The 18,259-nt window shown below is 66.0% G+C and carries 17 protein-coding genes; 3 read left to right on the top strand and 14 right to left on the bottom strand.

Annotated features, from left to right (window positions below):
- Position 1: 1 nt before the first annotated feature.
- Complete coding sequence (locus tag AC1DKQ_RS12615) at positions 2-2,050, bottom strand: alkaline phosphatase family protein (protein WP_476919155.1); 2,049 nt, start codon at positions 2,048-2,050, stop codon at positions 2-4.
- Between the two features lie 142 nt (positions 2,051-2,192).
- Positions 2,193-2,357, bottom strand: coding sequence for an SPOR domain-containing protein (locus tag AC1DKQ_RS12610; protein WP_476884864.1), 165 nt, complete (start codon positions 2,355-2,357; stop codon positions 2,193-2,195).
- A gap of 143 nt (positions 2,358-2,500) precedes the next feature.
- Between AC1DKQ_RS12610 and map the strand changes: the two genes are divergently transcribed.
- Together map and ppgK are read left to right on the top strand one after the other, a co-directional pair.
- Positions 2,501-3,379, top strand: coding sequence for a type I methionyl aminopeptidase (gene map, locus AC1DKQ_RS12605; protein WP_476884865.1), 879 nt, complete (start codon positions 2,501-2,503; stop codon positions 3,377-3,379).
- Positions 3,380-3,476: 97 nt separating this feature from the next.
- Positions 3,477-4,280 (top strand): polyphosphate--glucose phosphotransferase, encoded by an 804-nt coding sequence (gene ppgK, locus AC1DKQ_RS12600; RefSeq protein ID WP_277526904.1) that lies wholly within the window; start codon positions 3,477-3,479, stop codon positions 4,278-4,280.
- 196 nt (positions 4,281-4,476) lie between these two features.
- Here the strand turns inward: ppgK and nrdR are convergent, their stop codons facing one another.
- The 3 genes from nrdR to AC1DKQ_RS12585 form a co-directional block, all read right to left on the bottom strand.
- Positions 4,477-4,980 carry a transcriptional regulator NrdR gene (gene nrdR / locus AC1DKQ_RS12595; RefSeq protein ID WP_277526903.1) on the bottom strand — a complete coding sequence of 168 codons (504 nt, stop codon included), beginning with the start codon at positions 4,978-4,980 and terminating at the stop codon, positions 4,477-4,479.
- 178 nt (positions 4,981-5,158) lie between these two features.
- Positions 5,159-6,517: a histidinol dehydrogenase gene (hisD, locus tag AC1DKQ_RS12590; protein ID WP_476919179.1), complete on the bottom strand. Its 1,359-nt coding sequence runs from the start codon at positions 6,515-6,517 to the stop codon at positions 5,159-5,161.
- A gap of 76 nt (positions 6,518-6,593) precedes the next feature.
- On the bottom strand, positions 6,594-7,157 hold the full coding sequence (locus AC1DKQ_RS12585) for a hypothetical protein (RefSeq protein WP_476884867.1): 564 nt from the start codon (positions 7,155-7,157) through the stop codon (positions 6,594-6,596).
- 197 nt (positions 7,158-7,354) lie between these two features.
- Between AC1DKQ_RS12585 and AC1DKQ_RS12580 the strand changes: the two genes are divergently transcribed.
- Positions 7,355-7,813, top strand: coding sequence for a flavin reductase family protein (locus AC1DKQ_RS12580; RefSeq protein WP_476884945.1), 459 nt, complete (start codon positions 7,355-7,357; stop codon positions 7,811-7,813).
- A 37-nt stretch (positions 7,814-7,850) separates the two neighbouring features.
- On the opposite strand, the gene dnaE is transcribed toward AC1DKQ_RS12580, so the two are convergent.
- The 9 genes from dnaE to ftsZ all read right to left on the bottom strand — a co-directional run bounded on the left by dnaE (position 7,851) and on the right by ftsZ (position 18,216).
- On the bottom strand, positions 7,851-11,408 hold the full coding sequence (gene dnaE, locus AC1DKQ_RS12575) for a DNA polymerase III subunit alpha (RefSeq protein WP_476884868.1): 3,558 nt from the start codon (positions 11,406-11,408) through the stop codon (positions 7,851-7,853).
- Positions 11,409-11,554: 146 nt separating this feature from the next.
- Entirely contained in the window at positions 11,555-12,643 is a 1,089-nt protein-coding gene (locus tag AC1DKQ_RS12570) for an RluA family pseudouridine synthase (RefSeq protein WP_476919154.1), read from the bottom strand.
- A complete protein-coding gene (gene lspA / locus AC1DKQ_RS12565) occupies positions 12,636-13,214 on the bottom strand; it encodes a signal peptidase II (protein WP_476919153.1) in 579 nt (192 codons plus the stop codon). Before lspA ends, AC1DKQ_RS12570 begins: the two co-directional genes overlap by 8 nt.
- Before the next feature lie 179 nt (positions 13,215-13,393).
- On the bottom strand, positions 13,394-14,092 hold the full coding sequence (locus AC1DKQ_RS12560; RefSeq protein WP_476919152.1) for a DivIVA domain-containing protein: 699 nt from the start codon (positions 14,090-14,092) through the stop codon (positions 13,394-13,396).
- A 162-nt stretch (positions 14,093-14,254) separates the two neighbouring features.
- Positions 14,255-14,563 carry a YggT family protein gene (locus AC1DKQ_RS12555; RefSeq protein WP_476884872.1) on the bottom strand — a complete coding sequence of 103 codons (309 nt, stop codon included), beginning with the start codon at positions 14,561-14,563 and terminating at the stop codon, positions 14,255-14,257.
- 136 nt (positions 14,564-14,699) lie between these two features.
- Complete coding sequence (locus AC1DKQ_RS12550; RefSeq protein ID WP_476884873.1) at positions 14,700-15,230, bottom strand: cell division protein SepF; 531 nt, start codon at positions 15,228-15,230, stop codon at positions 14,700-14,702.
- An 87-nt stretch (positions 15,231-15,317) separates the two neighbouring features.
- Positions 15,318-16,112, bottom strand: coding sequence for a YggS family pyridoxal phosphate-dependent enzyme (locus AC1DKQ_RS12545; protein WP_476919151.1), 795 nt, complete (start codon positions 16,110-16,112; stop codon positions 15,318-15,320).
- Positions 16,105-16,884, bottom strand: a complete 780-nt coding sequence (locus AC1DKQ_RS12540) for a purine nucleoside phosphorylase YfiH/LACC1 family protein (RefSeq protein WP_476919150.1) — start codon at positions 16,882-16,884, stop codon at positions 16,105-16,107. Before AC1DKQ_RS12540 ends, AC1DKQ_RS12545 begins: the two co-directional genes overlap by 8 nt.
- Positions 16,885-16,998: 114 nt before the next feature.
- Positions 16,999-18,216: a cell division protein FtsZ gene (gene ftsZ, locus AC1DKQ_RS12535; RefSeq protein ID WP_277526893.1), complete on the bottom strand. Its 1,218-nt coding sequence runs from the start codon at positions 18,214-18,216 to the stop codon at positions 16,999-17,001.
- Positions 18,217-18,259: the final 43 nt, after the last annotated feature.

The raw sequence follows: 18,259 nt of genomic DNA, 5'->3' as shown, positions 1-18,259 counted from the left end.
TTTAACCCCGGGACGCCGTCGTGGTGCGCTGGCCGCAGGACTCGAGCATCGTCACCAGCACCCGGTGGAGCTCTCCGGCGCCTTCGATCCGCTCGGGCAGCCCCACCATGAGATCGGCCGGGCCGATCAGCACGGCGCGGTCCTGCCAACCGCCGAGGCCCCCGTGGGATCCGACGAGGCCTTCGAACGCTGAGACGTCGTCGGTCACGGGATCGACCGTGCTGTTGACGTACAGATCCGGTGCCTCGGGGTGCAGCAGCGCGCGGCCGAGCACTCGCGCCGCGTGGGACCCGAAGCCGGCCAACGGATCGGTGCCTTCGACCGCGCCACTGGCGATGTCGAGGCGCCCGCCGCTTCCGATCGCCCACGCCCGTCCGTCTTCATCGATGCCCGCGACAAAGCCGACGCCGGGATGGCCCGCCAGGCCGGGGATCAGGGCTGGCCACTGGCTCTCGAGGGCTTGGAGAGTCAGGCGCCGGTCGCCCCGCACGTAGACCAGGCCCAGGTTGCCGGAGCCCAACACGACCACAGGATCCTCGCCGTCGCCGCCTGAGCCAGAGGTCGGCCCTGCTGCCGTCTCCTGTGCCTTGGTCAGCACCTCGTCGGCACGGCCGGCCAGCTTCCCGGTCACCCCGCCGGCCGCGATGTCACCGGCGATGGAGTCCGCGCGGCCGAGCCCTTCGACGGACGCGTCCACGTTCTGAACGTGTTCGTTCATGAGTTCCGCGCACAGCTCGCCGAGCGCCTGGCCGTACCGGTCGGCGAACGGGGTGCCCTGGGACTGGCCGTGGTCCGAGAGCACCACCAGCCGATACCGGCGGGGCGCGGTCCCGGCGAGCTCGGCCAGGGATCCGAGCGTGCGGTCCAGGCCATCCAGGGCTGCGAGCGATTCGGGCCGGAACATGCCGGCGTGGTGGGCGATCTCGTCGTAGTCGACGTAGTCGACATAGATGCTCTTCGTGCCGCGACGCAGTTCCTCCGCCACCAAAGCCGTGTTTAGGTCCCGCAGCAGGCCGTTGGTGACTGCTCGGAGCAGGGCGAAGGTCCAGTCTCGATGCACCCGCGGGTTGAGGTCCCGTTTAACCTGCCTCCGGGCCTGCCAGCGCTCTTTGAGGATCTCCCCGACTGTCCGTGTGAAGCTGCGCATGAATCCATTCGGCGAAGCGAAAAACCAGGCGAACGCTCGGCGGGTTTCGGTGGAGCCGCGCCGGGCCTCCACCCGGCTCATCGTCAAGAGCGATCGGGGGGCGTCACCGGTGAATAAGTTGGAAATGGAGACGCCGTCGTCGCAGAGCAGGCCTTGGCCGGTGCTGTGCCGTTCCTCGATCACCCGGGCGTCCGCCGGACGGTTGGCCACCAGGACCCGTTTGAGCTCACGGTCATACCAGCGGAAGGCGGGGATCCCGTCTACGGTGCCGTGCAGAATGCCCAGCTGGCTGGCTGGCGTGGTGCAGGGCAGCTGCGGAGTCCATTCACGGAACTGGTAATCCCCCGACGTCAGCCACCGCCGGATATGGGGCACTGCCCCGGACTGGACCGCCCATTGCAACACCGGGAAGGGAACACCGTCGAGCTGCACGAACAGGATGCCGTCAATCTCTGGATCACTCACCGTTTCGTGCCGGCGTGCCCTTCCGGCCAGTGAGGTGATGAGCCCGTCATCAGTTCCGGCCGTGGTGGCCCACGAGATCAGCGTGCCCACAACGGCACTGACCCAGGTTGCGGCAAAAGCGGTCCATGCCGTTGACTCGATGCCGGGCACCAGTCTGATGGCGACGTACATGATCAGGGCCTGCCCTATGAAAGCAATCAGAAGCACCGCCAGCCAGCCCACCCTGGCGGAGACCTCCACCAGCGCGGGGCGGAGGATCAAACCGACGACGCCGGCCACTGCGGCGACGGCGGCGTAAGCCCACCAGCTGGTTGCCGAGAAGCCCGGCAGCAGCGCGCCGGTGATAATAAGGGCTAGCGTCGAGGCAGCCCAGGCAACGGCCAGCCTGGCCAGGTCGGTGACTCGGGCGCCGCGGGTGCGCAGAACGCTCGTCGGCATTTTCCCAGTATGGCTGGCCGCAACCGGCTGGCACTCACCCTCACAGGGTGAGAATGACGGGCGGAGAAAAATCCGTCCTTGTGCCCGGTGTCCGGTCCGCGACTGCCCGGGATGCCCTCACTGACCCGAGAGGCGGAGCGGGCTAGTCGTCGTCGTCCTTGTCCCACGCCTCGTTACGCGCCTTAACCTTTTCCAGCGCGTGTTCGGCTTCCTCACGGGTCTTGTACGGTCCGATCAGCTGACTCCAGTCGGACATCGCGTCTTCCTCAATCTCATGAGTGTTGACGTTGTACCAGTATTCGGGCATCGGGGTTCCTTCACTGTTCGTCCCGCTGATTACCTGCGGATATTCCTGCTGTTTCCGATGGTAATTTCCGGCCCGTATTTTCCGGGCTCTGTTTTCCGGGCTCTGTTTTCCGGGCAAAGCCCGGGGGCTTATATGATCAATCTATGCCTTCTCTAGCCTCAACTGCACCCATCGGCACGCTTGTCCCGGGGACAGTGAGCCCGCAACTTCCCGTACCGCCGTCCATCCCGCGTCCGGAATACGTGGGCAAGCCGGCGCCGGCAAAGTTCACCGGCTCAGAGGTCAAGTCAGCAGAGATCATTGAAAAGATCCGGATCGCCTCCAAAATAGCTGCCCAGGCAATCGTTGAGGTCGGCAAGCACATCGAACCCGGTGTCACCACCGACGTCCTGGACCGGGTGGGCCACGAGTTCCTGCTGGACCACAACGCGTACCCGTCCACCCTCGGCTACCGGGGCTTTCCGAAATCCCTGTGTTCGTCCCTCAACGAGGTCATCTGCCACGGGATCCCGGACAGCACGGTGGTCCAGGACGGCGACATCCTCAACATCGACATCACGGCCTTCGTCGGCGGCGTTCACGGCGACACCAACTACACCTTCCTGGTCGGCGAGGTGGACGAGGAATCCCGCCTCCTCGTCGAGCGCACCCGGGAATCGCTGAACCGCGCCGTCCGGGCCGTAGCTCCGGGACGCGAGATCAACGTGATCGGCCGGACCATCGAGTCCTACGCAAAACGCTTCGGCTATGGCGTGGTCCGTGACTTTACCGGCCACGGCGTCGGCGAAGCTTTCCACACCGGGCTGATCATTCCGCACTACGACGCCGCGCCCGCATACAACACCACCATAGAAACCGGTATGGTGTTCACGATCGAGCCAATGCTGACCCTGGGCACCGTTGACTGGGACATGTGGGCCGATGAATGGACCGTGGTGACCCGCGACCGCAAGCGCACTGCCCAGTTCGAGCACACCCTGCTCGTCACGGAGTCCGGGGCCGAGGTCCTCACGCTGCCCTGACCGCCCGCTCCACACGCTGTTTCCCTGAACCTCCCGCTCTTTCACCTGCCGGCCCGCCCGGTCACCACAGCCCGCCCCTGCCACGAACGGAACGACATTGGCCAAGAAGGACGAAAAGTCGAAGAAGCACGCACCCCTGATCGGCATTGACATCGGCGGGACCGGTATCAAGGGCGGGATCGTGGACCTGAAGAAGGGGAAGCTGATCGGTGACCGCGTGCGCTTCCCCACGCCGCAGCCCTCCACCCCCGAGTCAGTGGCCGAAGTCGTCGCACTGGTTGTCGCTGAGCTCACGGCACGTCCTGACGCCCCCGATGCCAGCAGCCCCGTGGGAGTCACCTTCCCCGGCATCATTCAGCACGGCGTGGTCCACTCGGCTGCGAACGTGGACAAGTCCTGGCTGGAAGCCGACATCGATGGCATGCTCACGGCACGTCTGGGCCGCCCCGTGGAGGTCATCAACGACGCCGACGCCGCCGGCCTCGCCGAGGCCCGCTTCGGCGCCGGCGAGGGGATCGACGGCACCGTCCTGGTCATCACCCTTGGCACCGGCATCGGTTCGGCCTTCATCTTCGACGGCAAGCTGGTCCCCAACGCCGAGCTCGGCCACCTGGAGATCGACGGCTTCGACGCCGAGACCAAGGCCTCGGCCGTGGCACGTGAGCGCGACGGCCTCAGCTGGGAACAGTACAGCGTGCTGCTGCAGCGCTACTTCTCCCACGTGGAGTTCCTGTTCTCCCCCGAACTCTTCATCGTGGGCGGCGGCATCTCCAAGCGCGCCAACGAGTACCTGCCGCATATGAAGCTCCGCACTCCGATCGTCCCGGCCGAGCTGAAGAACGACGCCGGGATCGTGGGCGCGGCCATCGAGATTGCGCTGAAGCACAAGCTGGCCAAATAAGGCCCCATGGGCTGTAAAAGCCAAATGAGCTATCACTCCGGGTCGTTCTGAACGCTGGGAACGACCCGGAGTGATAGCTCAATTTTTTTGGAGCCGGTGGTGGCCGCGGCTTCCCCTCCGCTGCCACCACCGGAGTCTGTGGTGGATCCTAGGATCTAGTCACGAAACAGTCACTAGGTCAGATGAATCAAATGAATTAGGACGGCGCCTGAAGCGGGCGTTTGTCCGGGCTCTTGCCGTCCCGGCCCTTGGTCTCGGCCTCGTGGCGAAGCAGGGAAATCGCCGATTCGAAGTCCTCCAGCGATTCGAAGGCCTGGTAGACGCTCGCGAACCGCAGGTAGGCGACCTCGTCCAGGCGCTGCAGCGGCTCCAGGATTGCCAGCCCGACTTCGTGGGCGTCGATCTCGGCGGCGCCTGAGCCCCGGATCGTTTCCTCGACTTCCTGCGCCAGCAGGGCCAGATCGTCTTCGGTGACCGGACGGCCCTGGCAGGCCTTGCGGACGCCGTTGATGACCTTGCTGCGGCTGAAGGGCTCGCCGACGCCGGAGCGCTTGATGACGGTCAGGCTGGTGGTTTCCACGGTGGTGAACCGACGGCCGCATTCGGGGCACTGACGGCGGCGGCGGATGGCGGAGCCGTCGTCGGCGATCCGGCTGTCCACAACGCGCGAATCGGGGTTTCGGCAGAACGGGCAATACATGTCGGTTCCCTCCCCTGTCGCAATCCGCAGTCAGTGCTGTATCAGTCAGTGCTGAAACAGTGCAGGTCCACTGCCGCGGAAACCGCGGCAGTCAGCGCTGCCCTGTGTCCCCAGTTTACGACTACATGTAGCTGAATAACAAGCCTGTAATTACTACATGTAGTGGTCTGGGCCCTGGCTACCGGGCGGCGAACCGCGCTGTGACGGCCTCGCCGTGGGCGGGAAGGTCCTCCGCGCCGGAGAGGCTGACGATGTGGCCGCTGACCTGCTCCAACGCGGAGCGGGTGTAGTTGATGACCTGGATGGCCCGCAGGAACGTTGTGACGTTCAGTCCGGAGGAGAAGGCCGCCGTGCCGCTGGTGGGCAGCACGTGGTTGGAGCCGGCGCAATAGTCGCCCAGGCTCACGGGGCTGTAGTCCCCCACGAAGATCGCGCCGGCGCTGCGGATCCGGCCGGCCACGCCGGCGGCATCGGCGGTCATGATTTCAAGGTGTTCAGCGGCGTATGCGTCACAGGCGGCGATGCCCTGCTCCAGGTCCTCGACCAGCACGACGCCGGACTGCGGGCCCGAGAGTGCCTCGAGGACCCGGCTGGAGTGCTTGGTGGCTGCGGCCTGAAGTTCAAGTTCCACGCGGACGTCGGCAGCGAGGGCCTCGGAATCCGTGAACAGCACCGATGCGGCCTTGGGGTCGTGCTCTGCCTGGCTGATGAGGTCCGCGGCCACGAGGGCGGGATTGGCGGTGGAGTCCGCGAGGATCGCAATTTCCGTGGTGCCGGCCTCGGAATCGATCCCGACAACGCCCTTGACCAGCCGCTTGGCGGTCGCCACGAAGATATTGCCCGGGCCGGTCACGACATCCACGGGGTCGATCCCGGGGAGCTTGCCGGCGTCGGACGCGTCGGACGCATCCGCCGGGATGCCGTAGGCAAACGCCGCGATGGCCTGCGCCCCGCCGATCGCGTAGACCTCTTCAATGCCCAGCAGACAGGCCGCGGCCAGGATCGTGGGGTGCGGGAGGCCGCCGAAATCCTTTTGCGGCGGTGAAGCCAGGGCAATCGATTCGACGCCGGCGGCCAAGGCCGGGACCACGTTCATGATCACCGAGGACGGGTAGACAGCCAGGCCGCCGGGGACGTAGAGCCCCACACGGGCCACCGGCACCCAGTTTTGGCTGACGACGGCACCAACGCCCAGTTCGACGTCGATGTTCGCCGGGCGCTGGGCGTCGGCGAAGGCGCGCGCCCGCTTGATGGACTCCTCGAGTGCCGCGCGCACGGCGGGATCCAGGCCCTCAAGGGCCGCACGCAGGGCCTCGGCCGGGACCCGGGGGTGCGCCTGCTCGACGCCGTCGAAGGCCAGTGCCAGCTCCCGGAGTGCGCCGAAGCCCCGAGTTCGGACGGCGGAGATGATGTCCAGGACCTTGCCCTCGGCGTCGGCCATGGTGCCGGACTGTGCCCGGGGCACCGCAGCGCGGAGTCCGGCGAGGGACAGTTGCGCACCGCGCACGTCCACCGTGCGGAAGTTGAGGGCGGTCATCGGGGTGACGGGGCTGTCAGGAGTTAGGCTCACCCGATCATTTTACGTGTCCCGCCGCGGCGGTCTGGCACTGGCGTCAGCGGCGGGGTTTGCCGCCGGAGCCAGGGAAGAGGCTGTTCAGGAAGATGGCCAGGGCAATCGCCGCGGGCCAGATGACGAGGACCGCATAGGAGCGCAGTGAGAAGGCGACGCTGGTGCTGGCCGAGGTATCTGCCGGCGCTCCCCACCACTGGGCGCTCAGCACGCCGGTTCCCCACGCTAGGAGCGCCCCGGCCGCGCCGGCGAGGACCACCAGGATGACGGTGCCGGCGCCGGGCTGGTGGTGCTTGTTGCCGGCCACGAAGGACCCGGCGATGCACCCGGCGAGCAGGCACAGCCCTGCCAGCACCAGGTCCCTGGGCAGCCAGGTGGCGGTGTTGCTGCCGGCGGCGAGGTCCGGGTTGCCCGTCAGGAGATTCAGGCCCGACGGCGCCAGCAGCCACCAGAGCAATCCCACCGGGACGCCGGCGGCCGCGATGACCGCGGCCTTCCGCCATGGGGTCCCGCCGGGTCCGCGGTGCTGCTCGGGATTCTCGGGCGGGACCGGCTGCGCGGGCTCCCCGGAGTGGTGGACGGGGCCGTCTACTGCGGGCTGTGTCATGCAACAAACCGTAACAAGGATTCTGCCGGCGCATGGCGAAGCCCCGGCAGCACATGACGGCGGAAGTAAACAAAATGCCCTACCTCGATCACCGGCGCAATACGCTGGCAGAGTAGGAAGTACCACACGCACGTGCAGCAGGGAGTTGGATCGCAGTGGCCACAGATGAAGGAATCTTCGAGGGAACGTTCAAGGAAATGTTCCGCCGGCACGCGGCGGGCGTGGCCATCATCACGGCCAACCACAACGGCGTGCCGTTCGGATTCACGGCAACCTCAGTGGCCTCGCTGTCCGCCAAACCGCCGCGCTTCACGTTCAATATGGCCAGGACCTCCAGCTCGTGGCCGGCAGTGGCGAACACGACTTACATTGGCGTGCACATGCTCGGGCTGGAGAACCAGGAACTCGCCGACCGTTTCGCCCGGGCCGGCAACCGGTTCGACGGCGACCACTGGGAGCTCGGACCCCACGAGGTGCCCGTGCTCAAGGGAGTCAGCGGCTGGCTGATCGGCAAAGTCCAGATGCGGCTCTCCTTCGAGAACAACGCTGTTGTGGTAGTTGAAGTGGTGGAGGGCCAGGTCGGCGAAGACGGCACTCCCCTGCTCTACCACTCCGGGGCCTACAGCCAGCCCGTTCCGCTCGACTACGAAATTTGAGCGCCGAGACCTGGGGGCCCGGGACTACTCCCCCGAGCTAGTTGTCCAAGCAGGTCGGGCCGAGCAGCACCTTCAAGTCGCCAAACAGGGACGGGCTCGGGTTGACGCGCAAGTGCACCGGCAGGCCCATGACCTCCACCCGGGTGTCGCCCTGCAGGTGCAGCCGGACCTCGGAGTTTCCGCGGTGGGTCCGCAGCACGTCGCCCAGCTCCGTGACCACGGCCTCGGTGGCCTTATGCGTGGCCATGGTGATCACCACGGGCCCGTTCTGGCTGTCGCTGAGGTCCGGCACGGAAAGTTCCATGCAGTTCAAGGTCACGGCCCCGTCGTCGCGCCGTTGCAGGCGTCCCTTGACCACCACGATCAGGTCCTCCGCGAGCACCGAGGCGATGGGGCCGTAGACCTGGCCGAAGAACATGACCTCCATGGAACCGGCGAGGTCCTCGATCTCGGCGCGGGCGTAGGCGTTGCCGCTTGCCTTGGCGATCCTTCGGCTGAGGGAGGTGATCATGCCCGCGATGGTCACGATCGAGCCGTCCGGCGGGCCGTCCTCGGCGATGATCGAGGTGATCGACCGGTCGGCGTGCTGGCTCAGCAGCCCTTCCAGCCCCTGCAGCGGGTGGTCGGAGACGTACAGACCGAGCATGTCACGCTCGAACGCCAGCTTGTCCTTCTTCTCCCATTCCGGCAGGTCCGGGATTTCCGTGCTGAGCGAGGCCTCGGGCTCCTGGTCCTCAAAGCCGGCGAAGAGGTCGAACTGGCCGATCGCTTCGTTGCGCTTGAGGGTGATGACGGAATCGATTGCCTCTTCGTGGATCATGGCCAGGGCCCGCCGCGGATGGCCGAGCGAGTCGAAGGCGCCGGCCTTGATCAGGGATTCGATGGTCCGCTTGTTGCAGACCACCGCCGGGACTTTCAGGAGGTAGTCCTTGAAGGAGGTGTAGGCGCCTTCTTTTTCGCGCGCCGCCACCATGGCTTCGACGGCGTTCACGCCGACGTTGCGGATGGCGCCCATGCCAAAGCGGATGTCGGTGCCAACAGGGGTGAAGTTGAGGGCTGACTCATTGACGTCAGGCGGCAGTACCGTGATGCCCATCCGCCGGCATTCGTTGAGGTAGATGGCCGACTTGTCCTTGTCGTCGCCCACCGAGGTCAGCAGAGCAGCCATGTATTCCGGCGCATAGTGCGCCTTAAGGTATGCGGTCCAGTAGGAGATCACGCCGTAGGCGGCCGAGTGCGCCTTGTTGAAGGCGTAGTCGGAGAACGGCAGCAGGATGTCCCAGAGGGTCTTGACCGCGGCCATGGAATAGCCGTTGTCCTGCATGCCCTGGGAGAAACCGGCGAACTGCTTGTCCAGCTCGGACTTCTTCTTCTTGCCCATGGCGCGGCGCAGGATGTCGGCCTGCCCCAGGGTATAGCCGGCGAGTTTCTGCGCCACGGCCATGACCTGCTCCTGGTACACGATCAGCCCGTACGTCCCGCCGAGGATTTCGGAGAGCGGCTCCTCGAGCTCCGGGTGGATCGGGATGACATCTTGGATCTTGTTCTTGCGCAGCGCGTAGTCGGTGTGCGCGTTGGCGCCCATGGGTCCGGGCCGGTAGAGGGCCAGCACGGCGGAGATGTCTTCGAAGTTGTCAGGCTTCATCAGCTTGAGCAGGGAGCGCATGGGCCCGCCGTCGAGCTGGAAGACACCCAGAGTGTCCCCCCGGGCCAGCAGCTCGTAGGACGCCGTGTCATCCAACTCGAGGGTTTCAAGGTCGAGGTCGACGCCGCGGTTCATCTTGATGTTTTCCAGGGCATCGGAAATGATCGTCAGGTTTCGAAGCCCGAGGAAATCCATCTTGATCAGGCCGAGGCCCTCAGACGTCGGATAGTCGAACTGGGTAATGACCTGGCCGTCCTGGAACCGGCGCATGATCGGAATCACGTCGATGATGGGGTCCGAGGACATGATGACGCCGGCGGCGTGCACGCCCCACTGCCGCTTCAGCCCCTCAATGCCCAGCGCCGTCTCGAAGACCTTGGCAGCCTCCGGGTCAGTGCTGATCAGCTGGCGGAAGTCCCCGGCCTCGCTGTAGCGCTTGGACTGGGGGTTCTGGATGTCGGCCAGCGGAATGTCCTTGGCCATCACGGCCGGGGGCAGCGCCTTGGTCAGCGTCTCGCCCATGCTGAACGGGTAGCCCAGCACGCGCGAGGAGTCCTTGAGGGCCTGTTTGGTCTTGATGGTGCCGTAGGTGACGATCATCGCCACGCGTTCGTCGCCGTACTTGCGCGTGACGTAGTCGATTACTTCGGAGCGGCGCCGGTCATCGAAGTCGACGTCGAAGTCAGGCATGGAGACGCGGTCCGGGTTGAGGAAGCGCTCGAAGATCAGGCCGTGGTGCAGCGGGTCAAGGTCCGTGATGCGCATGGCGTACGCCACCATGGAGCCGGCACCGGAACCACGCCCGGGACCGACGCGGATGCCGTTGTTCTTGGCCCAGTTGATGAAGTCGGCCACCACGAGGAAGTAGCCCGGGAAGCCCATGGAAGTGATGACTTCCAGCTCATAGTCGGCCTGCTTGCGGACCTTGTCCGGGATGCCCTGGGGATAGCGGTACTGGAGTCCCTTGTCGACTTCCTTGACCAGCCAGGACGTTTCGTCCTCCCCCTCCGGGCAGGGAAACCGGGGCATGTAGTTGGCGCCGGTGTTGAACGAGACCTCGCAGCGCTCGGCGATCAGGAGCGTGTTGTCGCACGCCTCCGGGTGGTCGCGGAACAGCTCCCGCATTTCCTGCGGTGACTTCAGGTAGTAGCCGCTGCCGGAGAAGGCAAAGCGTGAGCCGCCGTTGTCGTAAGTCGGCTCCAGGAGGGTGGAGCCGGACTGGATGGCCAGGAGGGCCTCATGCGCCTTCGCGTCGTGCTCGTGCGTGTAGTGCAGGTCGTTGGTGGCCACGAGCGGCAGGTTCAGGTCCTTGGCCAGGCGCAGAAGGTCACCGGTGACGCGCCGCTCGATGTCCAGGCCGTGGTCCATGAGCTCGCAGAAGTAGTTCTCCGCACCAAAGATGTCGCGGAACTCGGCCGCGGCCTCAACCGCTTCGCGGTACTGGCCCAGGCGCAGCCGGGTCTGGACTTCACCGGACGGGCAGCCGGTGGTGGCGATGAGCCCTTCCGAGTACGTGTTCAGCAGCTCACGGTCCAACCGGGGCCATTTGCCGAAGACCGAGTCCAATGAGGCGATCGAGGAGGCCCGGAAAAGGTTCCGCATGCCCACGTTGTTGTAGCTGAGCAGGGTCATGTGCGTGTAGGAGCCACCGCCGGAAATGTCATCCTTGCGCTGGTGCTCCTCGCCCCACCGCACACGGGTCTTGTCCGTGCGCGCGGTCCCGGGAGTCACATAGGCTTCGACGCCGATGATGGGCCTGATGCCCTGGTCGGTTGCCCGCTTCCAGAAGTCGAAGGCGCCGAACAGGTAGCCGTGGTCCGTCGTGGCGAGGGCCGGCATGCCGAGCCGCTCGGTTTCGTCGAACAGCTCACCGAGCCGGGCGGCACCGTCCAGCATCGAGTACTCGGTGTGGTTGTGGAGATGGACAAACGAGTCGTTGCTGGAAGTCACCGCACCATTCTAGTGCCGACCCACGACGCCGGCGTGCAACCACGACGGCGGGACCGGACCCTGCCGTACAGACCGCCGGATCCGCCGGCCGAAACCATGAGCAAGACCGAGGGCCGGACCGGATCAGGCCGCCCGGCCCGGGCGGCTCAGGCGTCTCCGGACTCCAGGACCGTGAGCGCATACTTCAGATCCTGCGGGTACTCGCTGGCCACGGTGACCCGCTCCCCTGTCCGCGGGTGATCGAAGGAGAGTTCCCGGGCGTGCAGCCACTGCCGGGTCAGCCCGAGGGTGGCGGCCAGCCGCGGGTCCGCGCCGTAGGTGAGGTCACCGGCGCAGGGGTGGCGCAGGGCCGCAAAGTGCACACGGATCTGGTGGGTCCGGCCGGTTTCGAGGTGCACCTCCACCAGGGAGGCCTTCCCGAAAGCTTCCAGGACCTCGTAGTGCGTCACCGAATCACGGCCGTCCTCAATCACGGCGAACCGCCAGTCATGGCCGGGGTGGCGGCCGATGGGTGCGTCGATGGTGCCCGCCAGCGGATCGGGAAGGCCCTGGACCACGGCGTGGTAGACCTTGTCCACGGTGCGTTCCTTGAAGGCCCGTTTGAGCACGGTGTAGGCGTTTTCGGTCTTGGCGACCACCATGACGCCGGAGGTCCCGACGTCGAGCCGGTGGACGATGCCGGTGCGCTCTGAAGCGCCCGACGTCGAGATCCGGTAACCGAGACCGGCGAGGCCACCCACCACTGTGGGCCCCACCCAGCCGGGCGAGGGGTGCGCTGCCACGCCCACCGGTTTGTCGATGACAACAAATTCGTCATCGTCCAGCAGGATCAACAGGTCGTCCACAACTTCCTCCACGATTTCCAGGGGATCCCTGCGGTCCGGTACTACGACGTCCAGCACGGTACCCAGGGCGAGCTTGAGCGACTTCCCGACCCGCTTGGCATTGCTGGTGACGTTGCCCTCGGCGATGAGCGTGGCCGCCTGGGAGCGGGAGATGTCCATCAGCCTGGCCAGGCCGGCGTCCACGCGGGAGCCGGCGAGGTCCTCCGGGACGGTGAACTGCCGGTGCCCGGCAGTTGCAGCACCGGCTTTGCCGGCAGCATCCGCCGCAACGTCGTCAGATGCGTCGTCTGCCAGGTCATCTGCCAGGCTGTCGGCGACGTCCGGCGCCAGATCCTGCGGCCTGTCCTCCGCGGCGCGTCCTGCGGCGTTTCCTGAGGTAGTTTCAGACATCTTTGGCCACCGTATCCTTCGTGTGGCGTGAGCCGTCCAGGGAGATCCCGCGGAGGGTGAGCAGGCAGATAATCACGACGGCGGAGACCACGGCCGAGTCTGCGATGTTGAAGATCGCGAAGTTTGGGAGCTGGATGAAGTCCACCACGTGGCCCATTGCGAAAGACGGCTCGCGGAACAGCCTGTCGGTGAGATTGCCGAGTGCGCCGCCGAGGAGCAGCCCCAGCGCCAACGCCCACCGAAGCGAGCCGAGCTTGCGCAACTGCAGCAAGATCGCGACGGACACGGCCGCCATGATGATCGTGAACACCCACGTGACGTTCTCGCCGATCGAGAACGCGGCGCCGGAGTTACGGATGTAGAACCAGTGCAACAGCGGCGGCAAAACGGGAATCCGCTCGCCCTCGGTCATGGTGCTGGTGACCCAGAGCTTGGTCAGCTGGTCGAACACGTAGGCGAACACCGCGAAGGCAGCGAACAAGGCAAACAGCTTTGCCCGGCGCGGCCGGGGGTGCACAGGCTGTGCCGCCTCGAGCGGCTGCATGGCGTCTGGTGATGGTGCGTCAGTCATAGGGCTTTCGTTCGGGAGCCAGTGCGGAGACTGGTAGCCAGGTGCCCGGCAAGCGGGCACCGGACCGGTGGCGGCACAGTGCGGGAAAATTACAGTGCCGGAAAATACCGTGCGGGAAAGTGAAAAGCCGGCGGCCGAGGAAACCTCAGCCACCGACTTTCAGAATACTTTGCTTTTGCCTAGCTATTGGCTTCGACCTCAGGGGCCGCAACGGAGCCGCGGGCATCGAGGTCACGGAGCTGGCCTTCGATGTAGGCCTTCAGGCGTGAGCGGTAGTCGCGCTCGAAGCCGCGAAGCTGCTCGACCTTGCGTTCCAGCACGGAGCGCTGCTGCTCGAGGGCACCAAGGATCTTGCGGGACTTTTCCTGCGCATCGTTGACGAGGCTGCTGGCCTCGATCTGGGCTTCAGCGATGATTTTGTCCCGCTGCTGCTCGCCGTCGGCGACGTGCTTGTCGTGCATCTGCTGCGCCATGGCCAGCAGGCCGGCGGCGGACTCGGAAGCCGGGGTGGCAGCGGTACGCGCCGGTTCGACTGCCTGGGCTGCCTTGGCAGCAGCCTGCTCGGCTTCCTTCTTCTTGGCAGCTTCTGCGGCCGCCTTTGCCTTGGCTTCGGCCTCGGCCTTGGCGGTGTCTTCCTTCTCGGCCTTGACGGGCGCCGGGACCTTTTCCACCACGGGTGCGGCGGCTGCGGAGCTGGCAGGCGTGCCGGCGCCGGATTCCGCGAGCTTCTTGCGGAGCTCGTCGTTCTCCTGGTTCAGGCGCCGAAGTTCGACGACGATCTCGTCCAGGAAGTCATCAACTTCATCCTGGTCGTAGCCTTCGCGGAACTTGGTCGGCTGAAAGCGCTTGTTGACAACGTCTTCTGGCGTCAAAGCCATCTGGTCACCTCGTTGGTCTAGTTAGTCAGTAGGCCTTCCGGCCGTCAAAACTACGGTACCTAAATATGGTCTGGTTCCTCTAATTCAACACCGCAGTGTCAAACCGGAGTTTCATTCGGTGTGGCCTGGGCCCGGGCAAGTCGCCTCCCCGGCCCCGGCGGCTCATGCTGCGATCGGCTGGGCGTACACCAGGCCCTTGACGATCCACATCGCCACGCTCACGGCCACGAACAGGAGCAGGAAGCCGATGTCCAGTGAAATCCCGCCCAACCGCAGCGGCGGGATGAGCCGGCGGAGCAGCTTGAGGGGCTTGTCCGTGACCGAATACACGGCATGGGCCGTCACGAGTGCCATGCCGCGGGGCCGCCAGCTCGGGGCAAACATCTGCACCCAGTCGTAGACCAGGCGGATGATCAATGCCACGAAGAAGAGCAACAGAGCGATATAGACGAGTCCGAAAACAATTCCCATGAGCTAACTCATATCTCCATGTTCATTCCGGATACCGCAGTGTCCTAAGGAAAGTGTCACTTCTATTTCAACACGGATAATTCCGCACGGATGCCAGGCGGGTGTCCCCACCTGGCATCCGTAACGATATTTGGGCCTAACTTTGGTTGAAGAAACTTGCCTGGGTCTCGCTGACCTTCTTGTCATCGCCAATGACCTCGATGTACGACGGCGAGAGCAGGAACACCTTATTCGTCACCCGTTCGATGCTGCCGCGGAGGCCGAAGACGAGTCCGGCGGAGAAGTCCACGAGGCGCTTGGCGTCAGCTTCGCCCATGTCGGTGACGTTCATGATGACGGGGATGCCTTCGCGGAAGCTTTCACCAATGAGCTTGGCGTCGTTGTACGACCGCGGATGGATGGTAGTGATTTGCCGGAGTCCGGTGGTCTCTTCGCGGCTCGATGCCGCACGCTTGATGGGTGTCACAGGTGCGCGATATTCCTCTTCAGCGGCGTGGGGCTCTTCCCGGGGGACCTCGCGGACGGGCGCCGGAGCACGTCGTTCCTCGCGGTCCTGCTCCATGGATTCGTCCTCATCCTTGTGCGGTGTGGGGTGCTCAGACTCGTAGTGTTCGTCGCCGTCGGCGAGCCCAAGATAGATCATTGTCTTGCGCAGAGCGCCAGCCATGGTCGACTCCTAATCTTGTCCGTAAGCGGGCCGCTTAGTGACTAGACAGCCTTGGAATCCCCGCCATTACCTTCCAATACGTCGAACTTACCGCAGGGCCGGACGCGGACCGAGAATATCGGAGCCTATGCGCAGGTGTGTCGCCCCGAATCGGACCGCCTCTTCGAGGTCCTGGCTCATTCCGGCGGATATTCCCGTGGCGCCCGGATATTGTTCAGCCAGCCGGCCGGAAATGCCTGCCAATTTCTCGAAGGCAGCCGCGGGATCCGCCCCGAGCGGGGCTACGGCCATGACGCCGGCGAGCCTCAGTCCGGCAGCGCCGGCCAGCTGTTCGGCCAGTGCGGGGACCTCGTCGGGGCCCGCGCCGCCGCGGTGCGCCCCGGCGTCCTGGTCCAGGTTGACCTGGATGAAACACTCCATGGGCGCGCGCCCGGTGCGGTCGCTTTCGGCGGCCATCGCCTTGGCGAGTGCGGAAGCCAGCGCCTCCCGGTCCACGGAATGCACCGACGCGGCGTATTTCACCACGGATTTGGCCTTCTTGCTTTGGAGCTGGCCGATGAAGTGCCAGCTCAGGCCGAGGTCTTCGAGCTGCGCCGCTTTCTCCGCGGCCTCCTGGTCCCGGTTTTCCCCGACGTCGGTGACACCCAGCGACGCCAGCCGCCGGACGTCCTGGGCCGGATGGAATTTGGTGACGACGATCAGGCGTGGCGGCGTCGTGCGACCGGCGGCTGCCACGGCGGCGTCGATCCTGCGGCGGACGGTCTCGAGGTTCGCCCCCAGCTGGGCAAGCCGCGGGCCTAGCAGCGCGTCCTCCAGGCTCTCCCCCGGCACGTTCCCGGGTTTGAACGCGCTTGTGTCCGGTACGTCAACCGGTTCAGTCATGGCCATGCGCCGTAATCCCGTGCGCACCGTTCGTCCACACCAGCCCGGCGAAGCGGCCGGTGCGGCTGTCGCGGCGGTAGGAGAAGAGGGTGTCGTCCTCGAGGGTGCAGCCCCCGGAGTATTCGACCGCGACGCTCGCTGCCTCCAGCTGGCTCCGGACACCTGCCGGCAGGTCCAGGCCGGGGGCGCCGGTGGACGTGGTGCACCAGGTGGCAGGTACGGCAGCGGCAACGTCCGCGCGCAGGTCCTCCGGGACCTCATAGCAGCGGCCGCAGACCGAGGGCCCAACCCAGGCGCTGATGCTGTCAGCGCCGAGCTCCCGCAAGCGGGCCACGGCGGCGGGCACCACTTCGGCGGCTACGCCGGGCCGTCCGGCGTGGACGACGCCGAGGACAGGTTCACCGGCCGCGTCCTCGCCGACCAGTACGACGGGCACACAGTCCGCCACCAGGACAGCCAGCGGTTCGGTCAGTGAGACCTGGGCATCGGCTGTGGGTGCGGCCGGCACGTGGACGGTGGCATCGGCCGTCGCCGCTGTCGTCGCCGCGCCCGTCGTCGCCGTTGCGCCCACGATCGTGGCGACGTCGTTGCCGTGGACCTGGTTCATGTATCGGAAGGAGCGGCCGCCGAGCCCGGAGGCCGCTTCGAGCTCCGCACGCCTGCGGCGGACCGCCGCGGGGTCATCGCCAACATGCAGTGCAAGGTTTCCGGCTCGGGCGTCGGTGAAGGCCACCCACACGCCCGGCCGGACTTCAGCCCGCCAGTAAAACAATCACAACACCGCCATCGACATGTCCGGAATATCTGCGTTCATACAATCCACCGTATCCCGCCGCAAAGCAGCATGGCACCGCCGGACGGCGGTGCCATGCTGAAGCGGAACGATTTACTTGAGGAAGTCCGGTACATCCAGGTCATCGGAGTGCCGGCCGGACAGGTCCGGCTCCACGACGGCCGGGAGGTCGACGTCGAAGCCCGAGTCGGCCGGTACCGCGGAGGGGCGCTGCTGGCCCCAGCCGCCGTAGCCCGAGGCACCGACAGTGGCGTGCAGCGGCTGGACCGGGGCGGCTGCGGGTGCCTGCGCCGGAGCGGGGGCGGCGGACGTGGGCCGTTGCGGCGCGGCCGGCAGGGACTGGTCCATGGACGGCGAGGTGGCCTTGACGTCGTCGAAGCCGGCGGCGATGACGGTGACGCGTGCCTCGTCGCCGAGGGCGTCGTCGATCACGGCGCCGAAGATGATGTTGGCTTCCGGGTGGGCGACTTCCTGGACCAGGCGGGCTGCCTCGTTGATTTCGAAGAGGCCCAGGTCCGAGCCGCCCTGGATGGACAGCAGGACGCCGTGGGCGCCGTCGATCGATGCTTCCAGCAGCGGGGAGGCGATGGCCAGCTCCGCGGCCTTGACGGCACGGTCTTCGCCGCGGGCAGAACCAATGCCCATCAGCGCGGAACCGGCACCCTGCATCACGGACTTGACGTCAGCGAAGTCGAGGTTGATCAGGCCCGGGGTGGTGATGAGGTCCGTGATGCCCTGGACGCCGGAGAGCAGCACCTGGTCGGCCGAGCGGAATGCATCCAGGACCGAGACGTTGCGGTCGCTGATGGAGAGCAGTCGGTCGTTCGGGATCACGATCAGGGTGTCGACCTCGTCGCGCAGGGCGTCGATGCCGGCCTCGGCGGAGCCGGCGCGGCGGCGGCCTTCGAAGGTGAAGGGACGCGTCACGACGCCGATGGTCAGGGCGCCAAGGGAACGGGCGATCCGGGCGACGACGGGGGCGCCGCCGGTACCGGTTCCGCCACCTTCGCCGGCGGTGACGAAGACCATGTCTGCGCCGCGGATGACCTCTTCGATTTCATCGGCGTGGTCCTCGGCAGCCTGGCGGCCGACCTCGGGGTTCGCGCCAGCACCGAGACCACGGGTCAGCTCACGCCCGACGTCGAGTTTGACGTCGGCATCGCTCATCAACAATGCCTGGGCATCGGTGTTTATGGCGATGAATTCGACGCCGCGAAGACCGACCTCGATCATGCGGTTGACTGCGTTCACGCCACCGCCGCCGATGCCGACGACCTTGATGACGGCCAAGTAATTCTGCGGAGCTGCCACGTTACGTGTCCCTTGTTCGTGTACTAATGCGAAAACTGGTCGA

This window comes from Arthrobacter sp. 05L421, assembly GCF_056397785.1.
The sequence above is the reverse complement of the archived record's forward strand: the minus strand, read 5'-3'. Positions and strand labels throughout refer to the sequence as shown.

What these genes read in the sequence shown, in the direction of transcription:
- nrdR (WP_277526903.1), bottom strand. Translation starts at nt 4,980, where the DNA reads ATGTATTGCCCGTTCTGCCGAAACCCCGATTCGCGCGTTGTGGACAGC.
- AC1DKQ_RS12555 (WP_476884872.1), bottom strand. Translation starts at nt 14,563, where the DNA reads ATGGGAATTGTTTTCGGACTCGTCTATATCGCTCTGTTGCTCTTCTTC.
- AC1DKQ_RS12550 (WP_476884873.1), bottom strand. Translation starts at nt 15,230, where the DNA reads ATGGCTGGCGCTCTGCGCAAGACAATGATCTATCTTGGGCTCGCCGAC.
- hisD (WP_476919179.1), bottom strand. Translation starts at nt 6,517, where the DNA reads ATGACCGCCCTCAACTTCCGCACGGTGGACGTGCGCGGTGCGCAACTG.
- AC1DKQ_RS12560 (WP_476919152.1), bottom strand. Translation starts at nt 14,092, where the DNA reads ATGGCTTTGACGCCAGAAGACGTTGTCAACAAGCGCTTTCAGCCGACC.
- AC1DKQ_RS12580 (WP_476884945.1), top strand. Translation starts at nt 7,355, where the DNA reads ATGTTCCGCCGGCACGCGGCGGGCGTGGCCATCATCACGGCCAACCAC.
- AC1DKQ_RS12615 (WP_476919155.1), bottom strand. Translation starts at nt 2,050, where the DNA reads ATGCCGACGAGCGTTCTGCGCACCCGCGGCGCCCGAGTCACCGACCTG.
- lspA (WP_476919153.1), bottom strand. Translation starts at nt 13,214, where the DNA reads ATGACTGACGCACCATCACCAGACGCCATGCAGCCGCTCGAGGCGGCA.
- map (WP_476884865.1), top strand. Translation starts at nt 2,501, where the DNA reads ATGCCTTCTCTAGCCTCAACTGCACCCATCGGCACGCTTGTCCCGGGG.
- AC1DKQ_RS12585 (WP_476884867.1), bottom strand. Translation starts at nt 7,157, where the DNA reads ATGACACAGCCCGCAGTAGACGGCCCCGTCCACCACTCCGGGGAGCCC.
- AC1DKQ_RS12610 (WP_476884864.1), bottom strand. Translation starts at nt 2,357, where the DNA reads ATGCCCGAATACTGGTACAACGTCAACACTCATGAGATTGAGGAAGAC.
- AC1DKQ_RS12570 (WP_476919154.1), bottom strand. Translation starts at nt 12,643, where the DNA reads ATGTCTGAAACTACCTCAGGAAACGCCGCAGGACGCGCCGCGGAGGAC.
- AC1DKQ_RS12545 (WP_476919151.1), bottom strand. Translation starts at nt 16,112, where the DNA reads ATGACTGAACCGGTTGACGTACCGGACACAAGCGCGTTCAAACCCGGG.